Here is a 19861-nt window from a genome sequence, read left to right on the forward strand (position 1 = left end):
CTTTGCACGATCAAAAACCAATTCGCTGCTGATTAGCCGGTTTAGTCGGTTCATGAAGGCTGGTCTGCGGAGAGAAATGATTTTCTGTAACAGCATCTTCTGGGGGCGGCTTTCTGCTTTTGCTGCATTTGCGCTCTCGGCATCGGGTCTTGTTATTCAGGCTGCTTATGCAGAAGAAAATTCCTTTGCTGACAAATTGACGGGCCAGTGGGGCGGGTGGCGAACAACGCTTTTCAATCAGGGGCTTGATCTGGAAATCAATGACCAGAATGAATTCTGGGGTGTGCCGGTGGGTGGAAGTGAACCCACACAGACTTATATCGGTGTGACCACGGCCGAACTTTCTTTTAATTTGAAGAAACTGACCGGTTTAACCTTAGGCACACTCACTATCAGCGGCGTGGATATCAGAGGAAGGCCGTTCAGCAATAAGCCACTTTATGTATTTAATCAGGTCTCAGGGATTGAGGCGGACGACAACCTCAGGTTGTATGAAGTGTCATATGATCAAAAATTTTATCATGATCGATTGGATGTTCGGGTAGGAAAGCTGGATCTTAGCCGTGATTTTATGGGGAGCGAGACGGCGCAGAACTTTCTGAATGCATCATTTTCCTGGCCAATGCTGCCAGATAATAACCTTTATGATCAAGGGCCTGCGTCGCCTTTGGCCACGCCAGCAATAAGAGTGAAATACCAGCCAAGCACCAGATGGTCGGTTTTCGCAGCAGTGGGGGATGATAACCCGATAGGGGCCGGGTTCATCAATGAAGGTGATCCATGGAACCAGAATCAGGACCCAAGCGGCACACGGTTCCATTTTGGGACAGGCACATTGATGTTTTTGGAAGCCCAGTATCGCAGGGACGACGTCGCTTACCCCGGCACGTTTAAGGTGGGAGGCTTTGGTGATACCGGGCGCTTCCCTGATCAGGCGTCGCTTGAAATGCGCCACAAGGGAAACTGGGCGCTATATGGCATAGCAGATCAGATGCTCGCGAAGTTTTCTGACACGCAAAACCTGACGGTTTTTGTCCGGGCTACAGGCACGGGGTTGGCTGACCGTAATCAGATTGTATACGCAGTTGATGCTGGCATTGTGCTGAACGCCCCCTTTCGCCGTGCAAATGATTCGGTGGGGTTAGGTTTTGGTGTCGGTGCGCCCAGTGGCGTTCTGGCGCGTTCTGAACGGCGCTCGCATGAAATTCCCCAAGGAAACGAATATCACCTTGAACTGACATATCAGTGGCAGGCTTGTCCTTGGCTGCTAATACAGCCCGATATTCAGGGTATTTTGTCACCTAGTGGGGGCGTGGTGGATGATGATGGGCGCCGTGTGCATGACGAAGCGATTTTCGGCATGCACTCAAGCGTATCTTTTTAGTATTTGATTATAAAGTATTTTAGGGAAGACGCATGATGTTGCATACCGTGCCAGCCTTAACGGCTGGTGCATGGGGAGCGCGAATAAGCAGCGCATTGCTTTTGGCCAGAATATTCAATTGGGCCGAATCTTGAGACGCAAACGGTGTGGCAAGTGGAAGCTGACCATCGGGTTGCGGCGTTAGTGTGCACCGTAAAAAATCCTGCCTTTGATCATTCTGCTTCAGGTCACTCCCTAGAATGGCTGTTTCAGTTTCCAGTTTTTCACTGACCTTCTGGCCTATCAGGGCGCGGATGGCTGCCTGAACAAACACGAGCGAACACACCATGGCAGCCACAGGGTTGCCGGGCAGGCCGATCATAGGGGTTTTGCCCAGTTGGCCTGACATAAGTGGTCGGCCCGGACGCATGGCAATTTTCCAGAAATCGAGTTCAAGTCCATGCGGCTTGAATGCGTCGCGCACCAAATCATAAGTGCCTACGCTGGCTCCGCCGATGGTGACCAGTAGATCAAGGTGGCTGGCGTGTTCTATGGCAGCAGAAAGAGACTCACCGTTATCACGTGCCACAGGAAGCAGGATGGCGTCCGCGCCCAGTGAATTAAGATAAGCCGTGACCATAAAGGCACCGGAGTTGACGATGGAATCGGGTTGCGCAGGGTCCCCGGGTAAAATGATTTCATCTCCAGTGGCCAGAATGCCCACACGTGGACGGCGTGAGACCGTCAACCACACATGGCCAGCTGCTGCGGCCAGCCCGATATCACGAGCAGTCAGCAAGTGACCGGCGGGAAGCACTGTTTCTCCCCGCTGAAAATCCTGCCCCTGTTTGCGAATGAATTGACCCTGTTGGCCATCTGCCAGCAGCGTGACGGTGTTTCCATCGCGTTGCATGTTTTCCTGGATCAGCACGGTATCAGCCCCGGTAGGGATCTGGCTGCCGGTAAATAGCCGGATACAGTGGCCTTTTGTGACGGTCAGGCTGGAGGGATGCCCGGCAGGGGCTTCCCCAATAATGGTGAGCGTCGCACCCTTTTGTGCGTCTTCAGCGCAGACGGCGTATCCGTCCATTGAGGATACGGAAACGGGTGGATTTGAAAGGCGCGCGAGAAGCGGAGACGCAAGAACCCGACCACAGGCAGAGGCGATTGAAACCGTTTCCTGACCACAGGGGGCAAGTTTTTCAAGGATTCGGGCACGCGCAACTGCCACATCCAGCATGTTTTTTTACTCCTTTTGGCAATTCCCACGCCAGAATGATGCAAGAATGCTTGACCTTTGGCTCTTGTATGCGCATTTTGCGCTCACTTGAACACCACCCGGGCCTTTTGCCCGGACTCATGATGCTCTGCTGAGGAAGCCATGGCCAAGACCAATGTTATCAAGATCCGTCTCGTTTCCACGGCGGACACTGGTTATTTCTACGTCACGAAGAAGAACGCTCGTGCGCATACCGGTAAAATGGAACTGAAGAAGTACGATCCCGTTGCGCGCAAGCACGTTGTGTTCCGCGAAGCGAAGATCAAATAATCATCTGCATTTTTGTGGATGATACAAATGCGGCACCCTCGGGTGCCGTTTTTTGTTGGTAAGCTTTGTTGATGTGATCATGGCCGCCACCCATGACGGCGTTTTCTTACGCAATAGAAAACCCCAGTGGACAGGCGCGGCTGCGCTGCCAACATCATGCCTGAACGCGCGTTTCCAGGATATTGGTAACAACTGCCAGAGAGTATGGTACTCGGTGAATCTTTCGCTTTAGTAAAGCGGGTCGCGCCGATCATACGGTACGACGATATCATTCTTGTCTGCCAGATTGAGCATGGCGCGGGCGCGCTCATCCAGCGTGTCTTTGTCGAGTGATTGTTCGTGGAGTCCATTAACGCGGCGACGCCACGCGGCCTGTTCAGCTAAAGAATCCTGCTGGGCCTGCTTGGCCTGATCAAGCAAAACAAGCTGCTGCTTGTAGGCTTTCATGCCATGGTCGCCCTGTGTGGCGTTCCAGCCGAAATACCCGGCAATGCCAAGAAAAACCAAAGGGGGAACAACAGCCCGCACTGTACGTCTGATGATACGACCTATCTGCACGCTGTTCCTGTCCTTTTCTGATCTGTCACATCAGGTTGCCACGTCTCTATGTCTAAACCATGAACTGCTTGTCAGAAAAGCAAAAGCCTATGGGTAAGAGGCAAAAAAAGCCGCATGGATGTCCATGCGGCTTCTGGCGGTCTGGTGTCAGACCGTTTTGACGTAAGAAAAATCAGACTTTCAGAATGCTGCGGCCGGCATACTGGGCAGCCGTGGCCAGTTCCTGCTCAATCCGAATAAGCTGATTGTATTTTGCCGTCCGGTCAGAGCGTGAGAGCGAACCTGTTTTGATCTGGCCGCAGTTCGTGGCGACTGACAGATCAGCAATGGTCGAATCTTCCGTCTCGCCAGAGCGGTGGCTCATGACGGCGGTGTAGCCAGCCTTGTGAGCCATCTCGATAGCCTGAAGCGTTTCAGTCAGCGTGCCAATCTGGTTCACTTTTACAAGCAAGGAATTACCAACGCCTGCCTGAATGCCACGACGCAGACGCTCCGGGTTGGTCACGAACAGATCATCCCCAACCAGCTGAATTTTGCGGCCGAGTGTTTCAGTCAGCAGGCTCCAGCCTTCCCAGTCATCTTCAGCCAGACCATCTTCAATGGAAACAATGGGGTAACGCTTGGTCAGGTCTTCCAGATAGCTGACCATGCCAGCGGCATCGAAAACCTTGCCTTCACCCTTCAGGTTATATTTGCCGTCGCGGTAAAATTCGCTGGAAGCGCAATCAAGCGCGAACGTGACATCTTCACCCAGACGATACCCAGCCGATTCGACAGCACGGGAGATAAAGCCCAGTGCATCATCAGCAGATTTCAGGGCAGGGGCGAATCCACCTTCGTCACCTACGTTGGTGTTATGCCCTGCTGCCTGAAGTGCCTTTTTCAGGTGAGCAAAAATTTCTGCCCCCCAGCGAATGGCGTCTGACACAGTTGGCGCACCAACTGGCTGAATCATGAATTCCTGAATATCGATCGGGTTATCAGCGTGTTCACCACCGTTCACGATGTTCATCATGGGAACAGGCAGGGTGTGGGCAAAAACACCGCCAACATAGCGGTAGAGCGGAACCTGAAGTTCAGCCGCCGTCGCTTTTGCAACTGCCAGAGAAACCCCCAGAATCGCGTTGGCCCCCATGCGGCTTTTGTTTGGCGTGCCGTCCAGATCAATCATCGCGTTATCAATGTCGATCTGATCCGAGGATTCGGCACCCTGCAGGGTAGGGAGAATTTCGTTTTCAATATTCTCGACCGCCTGCAGAACCCCTTTGCCGTTATAGCGTTTGGGGTCTTTGTCACGCAGTTCCACTGCCTCATGCGCGCCTGTGGACGCACCGGACGGAACGGCTGCCCGGCCTTTTGCGCCAGAAGCCAGCTCTACATCCACTTCAACCGTTGGGTTGCCGCGGCTGTCGAGGATTTCGCGCGCAATGATATCGACAATGGCACTCATACTTTTTTCATTCCCGTTTCTGGTGCCGGACGTTGATCCGGCAGCGGTGTATCTTGTTCTTGTTTTCGAGCGTAACGAAACACGGAAGCCGATGTTCCCGTGCGGTTGCTAGTGGCAGCCTGTTGGGCTTTTCTGTCAACCAATCTATTGCAGGAAAGCGTGCAGAGGAGGCACACCGAACGCTCATGAAAAGACTTCCGTTTGTGGCCGTCGTGCTGACAATGGCCGGATTACTGCCCTTTCTATTTGGTGCGTGCTGTATTGTTTTCTTCAATTCAGGGGTGCCGGTGCCCAATCTGCTAATGGGCTTTGTGTTTTACGGTGCGGTGTGCCTCACATTCTGGGGGGCGGTGCAGTGGGGGCTGGCGCTTGATCCGTCGCCCTCCATCATCACGGCAGGGGCAGATCGGGTTGATACCATGCGCTTGGTGTTGGGAATTTTCCCCGCGCTGGCAGGGTGGGTGGCCGCCTATCTGGCGTTTGCATGGCAGCCTGTTGCGGGCGTGGCGGCTCTGGCCGTGGCCATGCCTGTGCTGGCTTTGGTTGAACGTGAAGGCTGGCGGCGGGGGGCCTTGCCTACCGGTTATATGGGCCTGCGCTGGATTGCGACGGCTGTGATGGAGTGCAGCCTGATTATTGTGCTGGTAGCCCGCGCGTTCTGACGGGGTAGTGAATGCGCCGGGGTGGCGTATAACCTATACGCGTTATAACAAACCAGCTTGAGTTTGAGATGCCCGATAGCGACCGCAAGGCAGGGTGTGAAAGGGGCAATGCACCATGAGCAATAAGCCGCACATACTGGTAAAAGGGGCTGGCGTTGCTGGCATGACGGCAGCCGTCACGCTGGCAGAACGTGGCGGGGTGGTCACGCTGTATGACTCTGGTGGCCGTGTAGGAGCCGGAGCGTCCTGGATGGCGGGCGGAATGTTGGCCCCGTGGTGTGAAGCCGAATCAGCCCCGCCGGAAGTGACGGAGCAATCGATTGAGTCGGTGGACTGGTGGGCCGCCCATGTAACGGATGTCACGCGGGCAGGCAGCCTTGTGCTGGCCCCCGCACGTGACGTGGGCGAGATTGCCCGGTTTGGCCGCCGCACATCCCATTTTGAAACCATTGATGGTGCTGAAATTGCGCGTCTGGAACCAGACCTTGCTGGACGGTTTCATAAAGGTTTGTTTTTTACTGATGAAGGGCATGTTGACCCCCGCAAGGCACTGGTCGCTTTGCTGGCCCGCTTGGAAGCCCTAGGGGGAAAAGCCGTATTTTCTGCCGCGAATGAACCTGATGAAACTGGCTTTGACTGGGTGGTTGATTGCACAGGGCTGAACGTCAGGCAGGATTTACCAACCCTGCGCGGCGTACGCGGTGAAATGCTGCTACTCCGCTGCCCGGATGTAGAGCTTCATCGTCCTGTCAGAATGCTGCACCCGCGTATTCCCATTTATATTGTGCCACGGGCGGATCATGTGTTCATGGTGGGTGCAACCATGATTGAGAGCGAAAATGCGGGCGGCATGACGGTGCGGTCCATGACGGAACTGCTGAATGCAGCGTGGACGCTGCATCCGGGTTTTGCCGAAGCTGAAATTCTGGAAATGGGCACCGGCTTGCGTCCGTCTTATCCGGATAACATGCCTCGTGTGGTGCAGGATGGCAGGCGCGTATTTGTTAACGGCATGTATCGGCATGGTTTTCTGCTTTCGCCAGCGCGGGCGCGTGAAGCGGCGGATATTATCTTCGGGCGGGCAGCCTAAAAGGTTGCACACCGACCATGCTGTGCTTACGTGCCGGGGATGAGAAGGGGAGAATACCCGTATGAAGATCATGGTGAATGATGAGGTTCATGAAGTTTCAGCCAGAACGCTGGCCGCGCTGATTGATGAACTCGGCTATAGCGGCGCACGGATTGCCACAGCCATGAACGGGGATTTTGTTCCTGTACCACTGCGAGAAAAAACCGATCTGCGCGATGGTGCAAAAGTGGAAATTGTTGCCCCGATGCAGGGAGGCTGAGGCATGACAGCCTTATTTTACGGTGTTGAACTCTCATCCCCTTTGATGCTGGGCACGGCGCAGTACCCCTCGCCCGATATTTTGCGCGATGCGGTGCTGGCTGCCGAACCGGGTGTGGTGACGGTATCGCTGCGCCGCGAATCTGCGGGTGAACGGGCAGGGCAGGCATTCTGGACCCTGATTCGGGATTTGGGTGTGCCAGTGCTGCCAAATACCGCCGGGTGCCATACGGTGAAGGAAGCTGTAACCACGGCCCATATGGCGCGTGAAGTGTTCGGCACGGACTGGGTGAAGCTGGAAGTTATTGGCGAACTGGATACCCTTCAGCCAGACGTATTCGGTTTGGTTGAGGCAGCCCGTATTCTGACAGAAGACGGCTTCAAGGTGTTTCCCTATACCACGGAAGATCTGGTGGTGGCTGAGCGTCTGCTGGCTGCTGGCTGCGAAGTGCTGATGCCGTGGGGCGCGCCGATTGGGTCGGGTAAAGGGTTAAATAACGTGTTCGGCCTGCGTGCCCTACGCGCCCATTTCCCGGATGTGCCGTTGGTGGTGGATGCGGGTATTGGGGTGCCGTCCCACGCAGCGCAGGCGCTTGAACTTGGCTATGATGCTGTTCTGATTAACACCGCAGTAGCCAAGGCGGGAGACCCAGCCGTTATGGCGCGCGCCTTCCGGTTGGCGGTCGAGGCAGGTTCTCTGGCCCGAAAAGCTGACCCGATGGAGGAGCGTGACATGGCGGCTCCCTCTACCCCTGTTGTTGGAAAGGCCATGTTGGCATGAGCGCACTCCCCCAGAAAATTTACCCGGTTGTGGATACGGCAGAATGGGTCAACCGTCTGGGTGCGGCCGGTGCACGGTTTATTCAGTTGCGCGTCAAGGATTACGCGCCAGATAAGTTGCTGGCTGAAATCAGACAGGCACACCAGTACGCTAAGCAGCATGGCGTCTGTCTGGTTTTGAATGACTACTGGCAGATTGCGCTGGATGAAGGAATTGATTACCTGCATCTGGGGCAGGAAGATCTGGATACAGCAGATCTGGCTGCTATTCGCAAGGCTGGTATCAGATTGGGTCTGAGCACCCATAGCCACGAAGAACTTGACCGTGCGTTGGCCTGCAACCCTGACTATGTGGCGCTGGGCCCCATCTGGCCAACACGCCTGAAAAAAATGGCATTTGGGCCGCAGGGCGTGGAAAAGCTGACAGAGTGGAAAAAGCTGATTGGGGATCTGCCTTTGGTGGCAATCGGTGGTATCAGCTTTGACCGACTGCCGGCCTGTCTGGATGCTGGCGCAGATAGTGTCGCGGCTGTTTCAGACTTCACACAACATGCTGACCCTGAAGGGCAGGTCAAACGGTGGCTGGCGGAAGCTGACGGCGGCCTGACACAGCCTTAGCCGCCCGCAAAAATACGGGCGGCATCGGTTTTGTTGAACAAAGTCAGCAAGGTCTGCGCGGCGGGCGGTAAAGGCTGATTTTGATCGGGTGCGGTATCGGGCAGGATGTGCTCTGCTTCCTCGTGCGCGGCATCTAACAGCATATCCACCAATATTTCTGACGCCATGCGGTAATCGGGCAGGCCAGATTGTCGGCGGCCTGTGACATCTCCCCCACCCCGCAGGCGGAAATCTTCATCAGCAATCAGAAAGCCGTCTTCTGTTTCCCGCAGACAGGTCAGACGGCGGCGGGCTGTGTGCCCCAGCCCATCATCATGCAGCATCAGGCAGTAGGAGGCAGCAGCCCCCCGCCCAACGCGGCCACGTAACTGATGAAGCTGCGCCAGCCCGAATCGTTCAGCATGTTCAATCACCATGATGGTTGCGGTGGGGACGTCAACACCGACTTCAATGACCGTGGTGGCCACCAGCATACGTGTCTGGCCTTGGGCAAAGGCGCCTAGTGCTTCCTCACGCACTGCGGCGTCCTGTCGGCCATGGGCCAGCCCGGCTATTGGGCCAAATCGTTCTGTCAGTTCAGCATGGCGGGCTTCTGCTGCGGCAATATCAAGGGCTTCACTTTCAGAAACGAGCGGGCATACCCAGAAAATCTGCGCCCCTTTGGCCAGAGCCCGGTCAAGACCAGCCAGAACCTCATCCATCGTGCCGATGCTATGCAGGGACGTTCGCACAGGTTGCCTGCCAGCGGGTTTTCCCTCCAGCTTGCTGATCTGCATATCGCCAAAACGGGTCAGCAATAACGTGCGGGGAATGGGGGTGGCCGTCATGACCAGCATGTCGGCGCTGTGCCCTTTTTCTACCAGTGCAAGGCGCTGCTCGACCCCGAAGCGGTGCTGTTCATCAATGACTGCCAGCCCCAAGTCTGCAAACTGCACGGTTTCCTGCACCAGTGCATGGGTGCCGACCACAAGCGGGGCTGTGCCATCAGCAATGGCCTGAAGCACCTGTTTGCGGGCTTTGCCTTTGACCGAACTTGAAAGATACACCACCGGCACGGGGGAGAGGCGTTCAAACGTCGTAGCGTGCTGGCGCGCCAGAATTTCGGTCGGGGCCATGATGGCGGCCTGCGTCCCGGCTTCAACCGCACGCAACATAGATAGAAGCGCGACCAGCGTTTTCCCCGCGCCCACATCTCCTTGTAACAGGCGGCTCATCCGATACGGGGCGGCCATATCGGCTTCAATTTCAAACAGGGCTTTTTTCTGCCCTGTGGTGGGGGTGTGCCCAAACCGGGCGAGTGCCTGACGTTGCAGGTGCCCGTCTCCGGTCAGAGATCGACCCAGCCTGCTGCGGGATGCCCTTTGTGCAATACGGGTGGCAAGCTGGTCTGCAAGAAGTTCATCAAACGCCAGACGCGCCTGTGCGCGGGTTTGTTCGGCCCGCCAGTCTTCCCCTGTGTCACTACCTGGTATGCGGTCGGGAAACTGCATCCATGTCAGGGCGGTGAGAAAATCCGGCCAGCGGCGACGCTTCAAGGTGGCAGCTGCATGCCATTCAGGCAGCGACGCGGGGAGGCGTTCCAGTGCTGCGGTCATGGCCTGCCGCACTTGTCCCGTAAACAGACCCGCTGTCAGGGGCCAGACCGGGTCTAATTTTGGAATACGGTCAGCGGAACGGGCGGGAAGCAGATAATCGGGACTGGTGATGGTCAGACGGTCATGAAACCGCTCGACTTTGCCAGAAGCGACTATGGATTCGCCCACCACAACCTGTTTGGCCTGCCATGGCGAGAAGAAGGCCAGTTCAATGCGGCCGGTCTCATCTTCTATTGTCACGCGCCACGGCTGGCGGGTGCGTGGGGCCGGTGCGCGGATATCAAGAACCACACCCGTTACCGTAGCAATTGTATCGGGGCTGAGTTGCGCCAGAAGCGGGCGGGCGCGTCGGTCAGTCACGCTTTCAGGCAGGCAGAACAGCAGGTCAAGCACGCGGGAACCCCCGGCAATGCGGCTGAGCAGCTTTGCGCGGGCCACGCTGACGCCGGGTAGGCTGTCAAGGGGAGCCAGAACGGCAGCAAGGGCTGAAAGATCAGCTTGCCCCGTAACCGGAGAGGATGTGATGGAGAAGGGACTGGACACCGGAGATGCAGAAGCCTCTGTTTGACGGCTGACAGACAGGAACGCCAAGGCTATAGGACAGCTACGCCATGCAAGACAATTTTAGTGCCCCCACCGCCGATACTTCAGAAGAAGATCCGCTTGCCGCCCGTCGCCGCAGGCTGGTGTTCCGTGCCAACCATCGTGGCACGTTTGAGACCGACATTCTGATTGGTGGGTTTGTCGAAGCCAATGTAGGCACCATGACAGCGGCCGAGCTGGACGACATGGATGCCATTATGCAGATGCCAGACCCGGAACTGACAGACTGGCTGTTTGGCCGCCTGCCATTGCCTGAGGAAAAAGCAACCCCCATGTTACGCCGCATGGTTGAAGCCTGCCGCGCAAAAGGAGCCGGGAAAACGGAATGACGGGAGACACGCGTGTTGAGGGGCGCATAGCGCCAGTCTGGGGCGTTGCAGATGGGTATGATGCCTTTCTGCTGGCACGTCGTGCCCGTGAACATAACGGGCCAGTTGTGCATATTGCCCGTGATGATGCCTCAACCGCGCGGCTGGCAGATTTGCTGGCCTATGTTGCGGCAGATGTGGAGACACTTCGCTTCCCCGCGTGGGATTGCCTGCCGTATGACCGTGTTTCCCCTAATCCGGCCATTGTGGCGGAACGTGTTGCCACGCTGACGCGCCTGCTGGAACCCAGCAATGGCAAACCCCGGCTTGTGCTGACAACTGTCGCTGCCGTTGTGCAGCGTGTCTCCCCACGCAAGACATTTGAGGGGCAATCCCTGACGATCCGTCAGGGCGAGAGTCTGGATCAGGCTTTTCTGATCGAACTGCTGGTGGCCAACGGTTACACCCGCACGGATACAGTTATGGAAGCTGGTGAGTTCGCCAGCAGGGGCGGGATATTCGACCTGTATCCCGCCGGTGCTGCTGAGCCGGTTCGGCTTGATCTGTTTGGGGACGAAGTTGAAAATATCCGTGCGTTTGACCCGGGCTCCCAACGGTCAACGGATAAACTGACAGAACTGACCTTGCGTCCTGTGTCTGAGTTTTCGCTCGACCCGGAGAGTATTTCGCGCTTCCGCTCTGGGTGGCGTGATGTGTTTGGACCTGCTGCGGCAAGTGATCCGCTCTACGAGCATGTCAGCGATGGACGGCGTTATCCGGGGTTGGAGCACTGGCTACCTTTGTTCCATACCCAGATGGAAACACTGTTCGACTATATGCCCAAGGCCTCGGTCTCGCTTGATTATCAGGCGGAGGAGGTTCTGAAGACCCGGCTTGAAATGATCGAGGATCATTATCAGGCCCGCCGTCAGCCACCGCGTGAAGGCGAGACCCCTTATCGCGCTCTGCCGCCGCATTTGTTGTATCTGGATGCCAAGGGATGGGATGCCATTCTTGCACGTCTACCGGTGGTGGCGTTTAGCCCATATGCAAAGCCGGACGGGGCTAGCGGAATGGATGTGGGTGGCCGTCCGGGCAAGATGTTCGCCAAAATTGTCCCCAATGCTCAGCGTGAGCAGGTTTTCACCCTGCTGGGTGAACAGGTACGGGACTGGGGGCAGGTTAATCGGCGCGCATACGTTACCGCGTGGAGCAAGGGCTCGCGTGAGCGTATTGGAACTTTGTTGCGTGAAAACGGCGTTGCGACCCAAAGCTATGATAGTTGGGAGCAGGCTAAAAAGGCCAAACCCGGCTCGGTGGGGCTTCTGACACTTGGCCTTGAACGTGGCTTTGTGGCTGAAGATATGGCGTTTGTGTCCGAGCAGGATCTGCTGGGCGAACGGATTGGCCGACCACCGCGCCGCCGCCGCCGTGCGGATGAACTGATTGCCGAAGCTGGAGAAATAACAGCGGGTGATCTGGTGGTGCATCAGGATTACGGTATTGGCCGCTACGATGGGCTTGAAACAGTCAGCGTTGGGGTGGCCCCGCATGATTGTTTGCGGCTGCTGTATGACGGTAATGAAAAGCTGTATCTGCCCGTCGAAAATATCGAGCTTCTAAGCCGTTTTGGGTCTGATCAGGCTGGTGTGCCGCTGGATAAGTTGGGCGGCGTTGCGTGGCAGGGCCGCAAGGCGCGGATGAAGCAGCGCATCCGTGATATGGCTTCCGAACTGATCAGGACAGCAGCGGCGCGCGCCTTGAAAGAGGCTCCGGTTCTGGCCCCGGCGGAGGGGCTGTGGGACGAATTCTGTGCCCGCTTCCCGTTTGTCGAGACCGATGATCAGGCCCGTGCGATTGCCGATGTGCTGGAGGATATGGGGTCTGGCCGTCCGATGGACCGGCTGGTCTGCGGGGATGTCGGGTTTGGTAAAACCGAAGTCGCGCTGCGTGCTGCGTTTGTCGCGGCAATGTCAGGTGGGCAGGTAGCGGTGGTGGTGCCAACAACATTGTTGGCACGTCAGCATTACCGCACGTTTGCCGCACGGTTTGAGGGCTTTCCCATAAAATTTGCCCAGCTTTCCCGCATGGTAACGGCCAAGGACGCCACGGCCGTGCGCAAGGGTATGGAAGACGGTTCGGTCAACGTTGTGATCGGAACCCATGCGCTGCTGGCGAAAACCGTGAAGTTTGCTGCGCTCGAATTGCTGATTATTGATGAAGAACAGCATTTTGGCGTGAAGCATAAAGAAAAGCTGAAGGCACTGCGTGAAGACGTGCATGTGCTGACCCTTTCGGCCACCCCGCTGCCCCGAACCTTGCAGCTTTCCCTGTCCGGGGTGCGGGAAATGAGCCTGATTGCTACTCCGCCCACAGACAGGCTGGCCGTTCGCACGTTCATCATGCCATTTGATAGTGTGGTGATTCGTGAGGCTATTCAGCGTGAGCGCTTCCGTGGGGGGCAGATTTTCTGCGTGGCCCCCCGCATTGAAGACCTTGATCGTCTGGCAGAGCGTTTGGCCGCCATTGTGCCGGATGCCAAACTGGTGCAGGCACATGGCAGGCTGACACCGACTGAACTTGAACGTGTCATGACCGAGTTTTCGGACGGCAAATATGACATCCTGCTGTCCACCAATATTGTGGAAAGCGGTCTGGATATGCCAGCCGTAAACACCCTGATTATCCATCGGGCCGATATGTTCGGCCTTGGGCAGTTGTATCAGCTTCGTGGGCGTGTGGGGCGTGGCAAACAGCGTGGCTACGCTTATCTGACATGGCCGCAAACGCATGTTTTATCGGCATCAGCCCAGAAGCGGCTTGAGGTCATGCAGACGCTCGACACATTGGGGGCGGGCTTTACACTTGCGTCTCATGATCTGGATTTGCGTGGTGCGGGTAATCTGCTGGGTGACCAGCAGTCGGGCCATGTGCGTGAAGTCGGGATTGAGCTTTATCAGCAGATGCTGGAAGACGCTGTGGCTGATCTGCGCGCCGATGCTAGCCGCAGACGTGCGGAAGACAGGGACTGGACGCCCAACATTATTGTCGGGTTGCCAGTGCTTATTCCGGTTGATTACGTGCCAGACCTGCCCGTCAGGTTGGGCCTTTATCGGCGTATCAGCGGTTTGGCATCAGATGCTGAACTTGAAGCAATGGAAGCTGAACTGGTGGACCGCTTCGGCGCTGTGCCGCCAGAAGTCAAAAACCTTCTGGATATTGTTGATCTTAAAAGATTATGCCGCGCATCGGGTATTGAGCGGCTGGAGGCTGGGCCGAAGGGCATGGTGCTTCAGTTCCGGCATAACGCGTTCCGTAACCCTGCCGGGTTGGTGCAATGGATGGGGCGCTGGAAAGATGGTGTGGTACGGCTACGCACAGACCATAAACTTGCGGTTGTGCGTGAATTGACCAATGTGCAGCGGATTGATCTGGCCCGACGCGTACTGCGTGATCTGGCGAAGTTGGCGCAGAAAGTACCGGCAGAAGCTGCGTAGGCTACGAGCAGATTCGGCTGAAAGCCGTTCAATAGTGCAAGAAAAAGGGCTGCTCTCTTTCAAAGAGAGCAGCCCTTTTTAATTATTTAAGCGGGAGCGGGAAGCCATTGACCGTCAATACACCGCCCTGCCAGCTTGTGTTCCAGACATTTGCACCACCCTGCGCATGACTGACAAGCCGGGCGAGCACCAGCCCAGCGGCCAGTTTCATTTGTTTGGCGGCTCGGGCTTTTTCAATCAGGGATTCCAGTTCCGTGATCTCAAGATGACCAGAGGCTGACGTGGCGTTCACATTCCCTGTCAGCGTTGCCGTGCCGTTCCCTTTCAGGTGTACCGAATCACGTTCGGCATCAAAATTGGAAATGGTAACGTGCACTGCCGGGGCCTGCTCCGCTTTGCCACCAATGGCAGCCATCAGGGCCGGAAGTTCGGACGACGGCAATGAAAAGGCTGCATGGGCAGCTGAAGGCAGAAGGTCCTGATTGGCCACGTTTCGAAATGAGAGCCCGGTTAGCGCAAGGGTTGCCGCACTGGTGTGGGCACTGCTGCTACCTTCCAGCTTAAGGTGCGCACTACCAATGCCAACATGCGCAGTGCCGCGGGCAATAGTGGCACCAGACCAGGTCAGATCATAAGTGCCACCGGCTTTCAGGCCTTTGGCAACGGCTTCCCCTTGTGTCTGAAGCCAGTCTGAACATGCTGCGTTGTGGTGGCCAGTCATGGCGGAGACAAGCAGAAGGGACGCAGCATCCGCCTGATTTTGCACATTGGTGTCATCACCACTGGGTGCGACGTAATGCATCTGCTTGACCGTAAGCATTGTGCCGCCATCGGGTGTGCGTACGGTCGTGCTGTCATAGGACACATCGTGCCCTGAAGACTGCGTGCCGCCATGGGTGATGACGGCACAACTGGCAGGCGGAGCCGCCTGTGCCTGTCCGGCAAAGAGGACAGAAATGCAGGAGACGCCAATGCTCACGAGCGTGAGAGAGGCCAGGGGAGGAATGGTGTGTGCTTTCATTTGTGCGTAAAGGTGGCGTAAGCAGACGGCTTACGCAATCTGGATGTGAAAAATAGTGCGGTTTTGTCAGTTTAGGCCCGCACAGAAGGCAGGAAAGACTTTCGCAGCATGTTTGGACTGGACCCGTTTCTTCTCAGCCTGATTGGCACCGTGCTGCTGGCGACTTTTTTCCCCTGCCATGGCGATGCTGTACCGGTTTTTCGGTGGCTGGCCATTGTCGTCATTGCCATGATGTTTTTTTTGCAAGGTGCCCGTCTTTCACGCAAAGCCGTGGTTGATGGTCTGACTGCCTGGCGTCTGCATTTGATGATTCTGTGCAGCACGTTTGTGTTGTTTCCGCTACTGGGGCTGGCGCTTCACGCTGTTATGCCGGGACTGTTGCAGAACGAGGTGTGGCTGGGCGTGCTGTTTCTGTGCTGTCTGCCATCGACCGTGCAATCATCGATTGCGTTTACCTCCATTGGTGGCGGGAATGTGCCTGCTGCCGTTTGTGCGGCTACCGCTTCAAACGTGTTCGGTATTTTCATCACACCGTTTCTGGTGGGGCTGGTGCTGGCACGCCATGGCGCGCAATCAGGCAGCGTGATGGATATTGTCTTTCAGCTTCTGTTGCCGTTTGTGCTGGGCCAGATTTTGCAGCCCTGGATTGGTGACTGGGCACATCGCAATAAAAAGCTGCTGTCCATGACGGATCGCGGGTCTATCCTGATTGTGGTGTACACCGCGTTTAGTGATGCCGTGATGCAGGGGCTGTGGCATCGCCTTCCAGTCAGTCAGCTTGGTCTGATTGCGGTTGTCGATTTTCTGCTGCTGGTATGTGTGCTGGTTATTACCGCATTTGGAAGCCGCCTGAGCGGTATGCCGCTGCGGGATGAAATTGCGGTTGTGTTCTGCGGGTCAAAAAAGACGTTGGCATCGGGCGTGCCAATGGCGAATGTTCTGTTCCCTGCAGCGTCGGTCGGGCTGATTGTCCTGCCTCTGATGATCTATCACCAGATTCAATTGTTTGTCTGTGCAGTTCTGGCGCGTAAATTTGCAGCTATGACAAAGGCGAAAGAGGCCGAACAAGGAGCACAGTCATCCCCAATGGTGGAAGGCTGAGACATGGCCGGGTTTGATCCTGATAACTGGAAAGAACTGCGCCGGCTTGGCCACACGATGCTGGATGAGATGTTTGATAATATTCAGAACGTTGCATCAGGGCCAGTATGGCAGCCTATGCCAGAGTCTGTGAGACAAGGCTTCAAGGAAGAATTACTCCCTAAACAGGGCGTAGCGCTTTCCCAGCTTTATCAGCAATTTACGCAAACTGTATTGCCTTATGGAGTGGGTAATCGGCATCCACGCTTTATGGGGTGGGTGCATGGCGGTGGCACTGTTCAGGGCATGTTGGCTGAGATGCTGGCGGCAGGATTGAACGCCAACCTGGGTGGCAGAAACCATGCGCCGGTTGAAGTGGAGCGCATGGTTATTCGCTGGACAGCAACGCTGCTGGGTTTCCCTGAAACGGCAACGGGTGTTCTGGTAACAGGGTCATCCATGGCGAATTTTATCGCCATTATTACCGCTAGCCGGGCTGCCCCAGACGGTGTGCAGATGCGTGCAAATGGACTGAATGGGCGCAAGCTGGTGGGGTATGCCGCGCAAACAGCTCACGGCTGCATTGCCCGCGCGTTTGATATGGCGGGGCTGGGTACAGATGCTTTGCGCCGTGTGCCGATTAATGCTGCATTTCAAATGGATATGACGGCCCTTCGTGCGATGATTATGCAGGACAGAGCCGCAGGGTATGAGCCGTTTCTGGTTGTGGGCACCGCAGGGACAGTCGATACCGGATCGATTGATCCGCTTTCTGATCTGGCGATTTTTGCGCGACAGGAAGGACTATGGTTTCACGTTGATGGTGCATTTGGCGCATTGGCGCGCCTATCTCCTCACTATCAATCCGCATTGGACGGTATGGAGCAGGCCGACAGCATTGCTCTCGATTTTCATAAATGGGCGCAAACCCCTTATGATGCAGGCTGTGTTCTGGTCCGGGAGGAAGGAAAGCAGGCTGCGGCCTTCGCGCAGACTTTGGCGTATCTGTCGCGTGAGGACCGAGGACTGGCAGCAGGCGCACCGTGGTTTTGTGATTTGGGACCAGATTTATCGCGTGGCTTTCGGGCTTTGAAAGTGTGGTTCACGCTGGCTGGGTTTGGCACGGAAGGGTTGGGGCAGGTTGTCACCAACAGTTGCAACGTTGCCCGTTATCTGGCCGATCAAGTGGATACATTGCCCTATCTGGAGCGGCTGGCCCCTGTGGCTTTGAACATTGTCTGTTTTCGCGTTGTTGTGGAAGACGAAAATCTGGACACGCTGAACACAGAACTTGTGAAGGACCTACAGGAAAGCGGGATTGCTGCGCCGTCTACGACAACCCTGCATGGCAAGCGCGCTATTCGGGCAGCGATTGTAAACCACCGCACGACAGAAGCCGATATTGATATTCTGCTGGACGCACTGGCTGCGGCGACTGAAACCCGGACAGGAAAAACCCTGAACCGGGAGTAAGTCGGATTTTTACCTACGTGAGCGCGCCTTACGGCGGCCACGCATGGCGCTTTTTTCGTCAAAAAGGCCGGAAAGAGCCTGTAACATGGTGCCGCCCAGTTCTTCGGCATCAGTAATAGTGACGGCGCGCTGATAGTAGCGCCCAACGTCATGCCCAATACCAATAGCGGTCAGTTCTACCGGGCTGCGGTCTTCAATCATGTGGATCACCTCGCGCAGATGATCTTCAAGGTAGGAGCCGGGATTGACGGATAAGGTGCTGTCATCAACCGGTGCACCGTCAGAGATAACCATAAGGATCTTGCGCGATTCCGTACGGTTTTTCAGACGCTTCCATGCCCACAGCAGGGCTTCGCCGTCGATGTTCTCTTTCAGCAGGCCTTCACGCAGCATCAATCCCAGATTGATGCGGGCACGCCGCCACGGCATATCCGCAGCCTTGTAGATGATATGGCGCAGATCATTCAGTCGGCCGGGTTCTGGCGGTTTACCATCCTGCAACCATTTCTCACGGCTTTGACCGCCTTTCCATGCACGCGTGGTAAACCCAAGAATTTCTACTTTTACGCCACAGCGTTCAAGCGTGCGGGCCAGAATATCGCCGCAGGATGCTGCAACGGAAATTGGTCGCCCTCGCATGGAGCCAGAATTATCAATTAGCAGTGTGACAACCGTATCACGGAAATCGGTATCGCGTTCCTGTTTGTAGGAAAGCGAGAGCAGGGGGTTGACCACCACGCGTGACAGACGGCCTGCGTCAAGCAGGCCATCTTCCATATCAAACTCCCAGGAGCGGGTTTGTTGGGCCATCAGGCGGCGCTGCAACTTGTTTGCAAGCCGCGAGACGACACCATGCAGGGTTGCCAGTTGTAGGTCTAACTGGTGCCGAAGACGATTGAGTTCTTCCGGGTCACACAGATCTTCTGCTCGGATTTCTTCGTCAAAAGCGGTGGTGTAGGCATGATAGGTCTTGGCGGTTTCACCGGGTGGTGTTTCCGGGCGGCTGCCCGGCCCGGCTGCATCGCCAGTACCTTCCGCACCGCTACCTTCGGTTTCTTCCTCCATCATGTCTGGGGAGGATTCACCGCTGCCAGCCATTAACTGGGGCTGCGGTGCTGCTTCTGTGGCTTCTGGTTCAGCAGGGGGGGCGTTTTCTTCCGCTTCTGGCGGAGACGCATCATTTTCATCCTGCGAGTCAGAAGCGTCTGATCCGTCTTCATCCTCCTCCATCTCATCGGAGGGAAGATCATCTTCCGTCAGTGCACATGCTGCAAGTAGTTGGCGGGAGGCACGGGCATATGCTGCCTGATCATCCTGATACGTTTTGAGGCTTGAGAGAGCCTGCTTCGCCTTCGGAGGAAGTGTTTCGCGCCATTTATCAAGAATACCCTGTGCAACAACCGGAGAAGGTTCTCCAGTCAGGGCTTCCCGGGCCAGTAATTCAAGGGCAATAGCAGGCGAAAGCTGTTCTGCGTCCGTCATGCGGTCAAGGCCGCCGTCACGGCAGTCTTGTTCAAGACGTTCGCGCAGGTTGGCAGCTACCCCCTTCATATGACGGGCACCCACGGCTTCAATCCGTGCCTGCTCAAGGGCGTCGTACACATCTCGTGCGGTGCTGTCGTCAGGTGTGCGAACCTGATGCAGGCTGGCATCATGATGTTTCAGCCGAAGGGCCTGTGCATCTGCCGTGCCGCGAATACGCCTGATTTCGTCATCCCGCAGATGGCGGGATGGCTGCTGAAGACGTACCTTTCCGCCCAGACTAAGCGGCGGCACCGGCATGCTGCCGGTGTGGAACGAGACGTCCGTTTCCCGCTGCCCGCTTAGGGCGCGCAGGGTCGCCGCCGTGGCCTGCTTGAAGGCGTCAATCCGGTCTTCGGTGTCTGATGCGCCTTGGTTCCGATTGTGGCCACGAGGGGGGGCAGATGCCCCTTTTCTGCTGTCAGACATTCAAAA

General features: G+C 56.3%; 17 protein-coding genes. 11 read left to right on the plus strand and 6 right to left on the minus strand.

What is annotated here, in order from left to right:
• Positions 1–52: 52 nt before the first annotated feature.
• On the plus strand, positions 53–1384 hold the full coding sequence (locus Abin_RS10460) for a carbohydrate porin (RefSeq protein ID WP_048846664.1): 1332 nt from the start codon (positions 53–55) through the stop codon (positions 1382–1384).
• 19 nt (positions 1385–1403) lie between these two features.
• Here Abin_RS10460 and Abin_RS10465 read toward each other — a convergent pair whose 3' ends face one another.
• Positions 1404–2603, minus strand: coding sequence for a molybdopterin molybdotransferase MoeA (locus tag Abin_RS10465; RefSeq protein ID WP_048846666.1), 1200 nt, complete (start codon positions 2601–2603; stop codon positions 1404–1406).
• Positions 2604–2744: 141 nt separating this feature from the next.
• Here Abin_RS10465 and rpmG point away from each other — a divergent pair, with 141 nt between their 5' ends.
• A complete protein-coding gene (gene rpmG, locus Abin_RS10470) occupies positions 2745–2912 on the plus strand; it encodes a 50S ribosomal protein L33 (RefSeq protein ID WP_003623017.1) in 168 nt (55 codons plus the stop codon).
• A 228-nt stretch (positions 2913–3140) separates the two neighbouring features.
• On the opposite strand, the gene Abin_RS10475 is transcribed toward rpmG, so the two are convergent.
• Both Abin_RS10475 and eno read right to left on the minus strand, forming a co-directional pair.
• Positions 3141–3470 carry an FtsB family cell division protein gene (locus tag Abin_RS10475; RefSeq protein ID WP_048846668.1) on the minus strand — a complete coding sequence of 110 codons (330 nt, stop codon included), beginning with the start codon at positions 3468–3470 and terminating at the stop codon, positions 3141–3143.
• A gap of 172 nt (positions 3471–3642) precedes the next feature.
• Entirely contained in the window at positions 3643–4920 is a 1278-nt protein-coding gene (gene eno, locus Abin_RS10480) for a phosphopyruvate hydratase (protein ID WP_048846670.1), read from the minus strand.
• A 185-nt stretch (positions 4921–5105) separates the two neighbouring features.
• On the opposite strand from eno, the gene Abin_RS10485 reads away from it, so the two are divergent.
• From Abin_RS10485 to Abin_RS10505, 5 genes are all read left to right on the plus strand, one after another.
• On the plus strand, positions 5106–5582 hold the full coding sequence (locus Abin_RS10485) for a DUF3429 domain-containing protein (protein WP_048846672.1): 477 nt from the start codon (positions 5106–5108) through the stop codon (positions 5580–5582).
• Positions 5583–5697: 115 nt separating this feature from the next.
• Positions 5698–6672, plus strand: a complete 975-nt coding sequence (gene thiO / locus Abin_RS10490; protein WP_048846674.1) for a glycine oxidase ThiO — start codon at positions 5698–5700, stop codon at positions 6670–6672.
• Between the two features lie 61 nt (positions 6673–6733).
• Positions 6734–6931: a sulfur carrier protein ThiS gene (gene thiS / locus Abin_RS10495; RefSeq protein ID WP_048846676.1), complete on the plus strand. Its 198-nt coding sequence runs from the start codon at positions 6734–6736 to the stop codon at positions 6929–6931.
• 3 nt (positions 6932–6934) lie between these two features.
• Positions 6935–7711 (plus strand): thiazole synthase, encoded by a 777-nt coding sequence (locus Abin_RS10500; protein WP_048846678.1) that lies wholly within the window; start codon positions 6935–6937, stop codon positions 7709–7711.
• The gene (locus Abin_RS10505; RefSeq protein ID WP_048846680.1) at positions 7708–8328 is read left to right on the plus strand and encodes a thiamine phosphate synthase; all 621 of its coding nucleotides are present in this window, start codon (positions 7708–7710) and stop codon (positions 8326–8328) included. The genes Abin_RS10500 and Abin_RS10505 overlap by 4 nt, the downstream gene beginning before the upstream one ends.
• Here Abin_RS10505 and recG read toward each other — a convergent pair.
• On the minus strand, positions 8325–10466 hold the full coding sequence (gene recG, locus Abin_RS10510; protein WP_048847049.1) for an ATP-dependent DNA helicase RecG: 2142 nt from the start codon (positions 10464–10466) through the stop codon (positions 8325–8327). The genes Abin_RS10505 and recG overlap by 4 nt on opposite strands.
• 68 nt (positions 10467–10534) lie before the next feature.
• Between recG and Abin_RS10515 the strand changes: the two genes are divergently transcribed.
• The gene (locus tag Abin_RS10515) at positions 10535–10855 is read left to right on the plus strand and encodes an FAD assembly factor SdhE (protein ID WP_048846682.1); all 321 of its coding nucleotides are present in this window, start codon (positions 10535–10537) and stop codon (positions 10853–10855) included.
• Complete coding sequence (mfd, locus tag Abin_RS10520; protein WP_048846684.1) at positions 10852–14331, plus strand: transcription-repair coupling factor; 3480 nt, start codon at positions 10852–10854, stop codon at positions 14329–14331. The genes Abin_RS10515 and mfd overlap by 4 nt, the downstream gene beginning before the upstream one ends.
• 82 nt (positions 14332–14413) lie before the next feature.
• Here the strand turns inward: mfd and Abin_RS10525 are convergent, their stop codons facing one another.
• Positions 14414–15310, minus strand: coding sequence for a hypothetical protein (locus Abin_RS10525; protein ID WP_255319264.1), 897 nt, complete (start codon positions 15308–15310; stop codon positions 14414–14416).
• Between the two features lie 150 nt (positions 15311–15460).
• Between Abin_RS10525 and Abin_RS10530 the strand changes: the two genes are divergently transcribed.
• A complete protein-coding gene (locus Abin_RS10530; RefSeq protein ID WP_048846688.1) occupies positions 15461–16453 on the plus strand; it encodes a bile acid:sodium symporter family protein in 993 nt (330 codons plus the stop codon).
• A gap of 3 nt (positions 16454–16456) precedes the next feature.
• A complete protein-coding gene (locus Abin_RS10535) occupies positions 16457–17905 on the plus strand; it encodes a pyridoxal phosphate-dependent decarboxylase family protein (RefSeq protein ID WP_048846690.1) in 1449 nt (482 codons plus the stop codon).
• A gap of 9 nt (positions 17906–17914) precedes the next feature.
• Here the strand turns inward: Abin_RS10535 and cobT are convergent, their stop codons facing one another.
• Positions 17915–19855, minus strand: a complete 1941-nt coding sequence (cobT, locus tag Abin_RS10540; RefSeq protein ID WP_048846692.1) for a cobaltochelatase subunit CobT — start codon at positions 19853–19855, stop codon at positions 17915–17917.
• Positions 19856–19861 lie beyond the last annotated feature (6 nt).

Source organism: Acetobacter indonesiensis (assembly GCF_000963945.1).
Classification (GTDB): domain Bacteria; phylum Pseudomonadota; class Alphaproteobacteria; order Acetobacterales; family Acetobacteraceae; genus Acetobacter; species Acetobacter indonesiensis.

Coding starts and splice junctions, on each gene's coding strand:
- Abin_RS10535 (WP_048846690.1), top strand. CDS start 16,457: ATGGCCGGGTTTGATCCTGATAACTGGAAAGAACTGCGCCGGCTTGGC.
- cobT (WP_048846692.1), bottom strand. CDS start 19,855: ATGTCTGACAGCAGAAAAGGGGCATCTGCCCCCCCTCGTGGCCACAAT.
- Abin_RS10460 (WP_048846664.1), top strand. CDS start 53: ATGAAGGCTGGTCTGCGGAGAGAAATGATTTTCTGTAACAGCATCTTC.
- rpmG (WP_003623017.1), top strand. CDS start 2,745: ATGGCCAAGACCAATGTTATCAAGATCCGTCTCGTTTCCACGGCGGAC.
- Abin_RS10515 (WP_048846682.1), top strand. CDS start 10,535: ATGCAAGACAATTTTAGTGCCCCCACCGCCGATACTTCAGAAGAAGAT.
- Abin_RS10485 (WP_048846672.1), top strand. CDS start 5,106: ATGAAAAGACTTCCGTTTGTGGCCGTCGTGCTGACAATGGCCGGATTA.
- thiS (WP_048846676.1), top strand. CDS start 6,734: ATGAAGATCATGGTGAATGATGAGGTTCATGAAGTTTCAGCCAGAACG.
- thiO (WP_048846674.1), top strand. CDS start 5,698: ATGAGCAATAAGCCGCACATACTGGTAAAAGGGGCTGGCGTTGCTGGC.
- Abin_RS10530 (WP_048846688.1), top strand. CDS start 15,461: ATGTTTGGACTGGACCCGTTTCTTCTCAGCCTGATTGGCACCGTGCTG.
- mfd (WP_048846684.1), top strand. CDS start 10,852: ATGACGGGAGACACGCGTGTTGAGGGGCGCATAGCGCCAGTCTGGGGC.
- Abin_RS10500 (WP_048846678.1), top strand. CDS start 6,935: ATGACAGCCTTATTTTACGGTGTTGAACTCTCATCCCCTTTGATGCTG.
- Abin_RS10505 (WP_048846680.1), top strand. CDS start 7,708: ATGAGCGCACTCCCCCAGAAAATTTACCCGGTTGTGGATACGGCAGAA.
- Abin_RS10465 (WP_048846666.1), bottom strand. CDS start 2,603: ATGCTGGATGTGGCAGTTGCGCGTGCCCGAATCCTTGAAAAACTTGCC.
- eno (WP_048846670.1), bottom strand. CDS start 4,920: ATGAGTGCCATTGTCGATATCATTGCGCGCGAAATCCTCGACAGCCGC.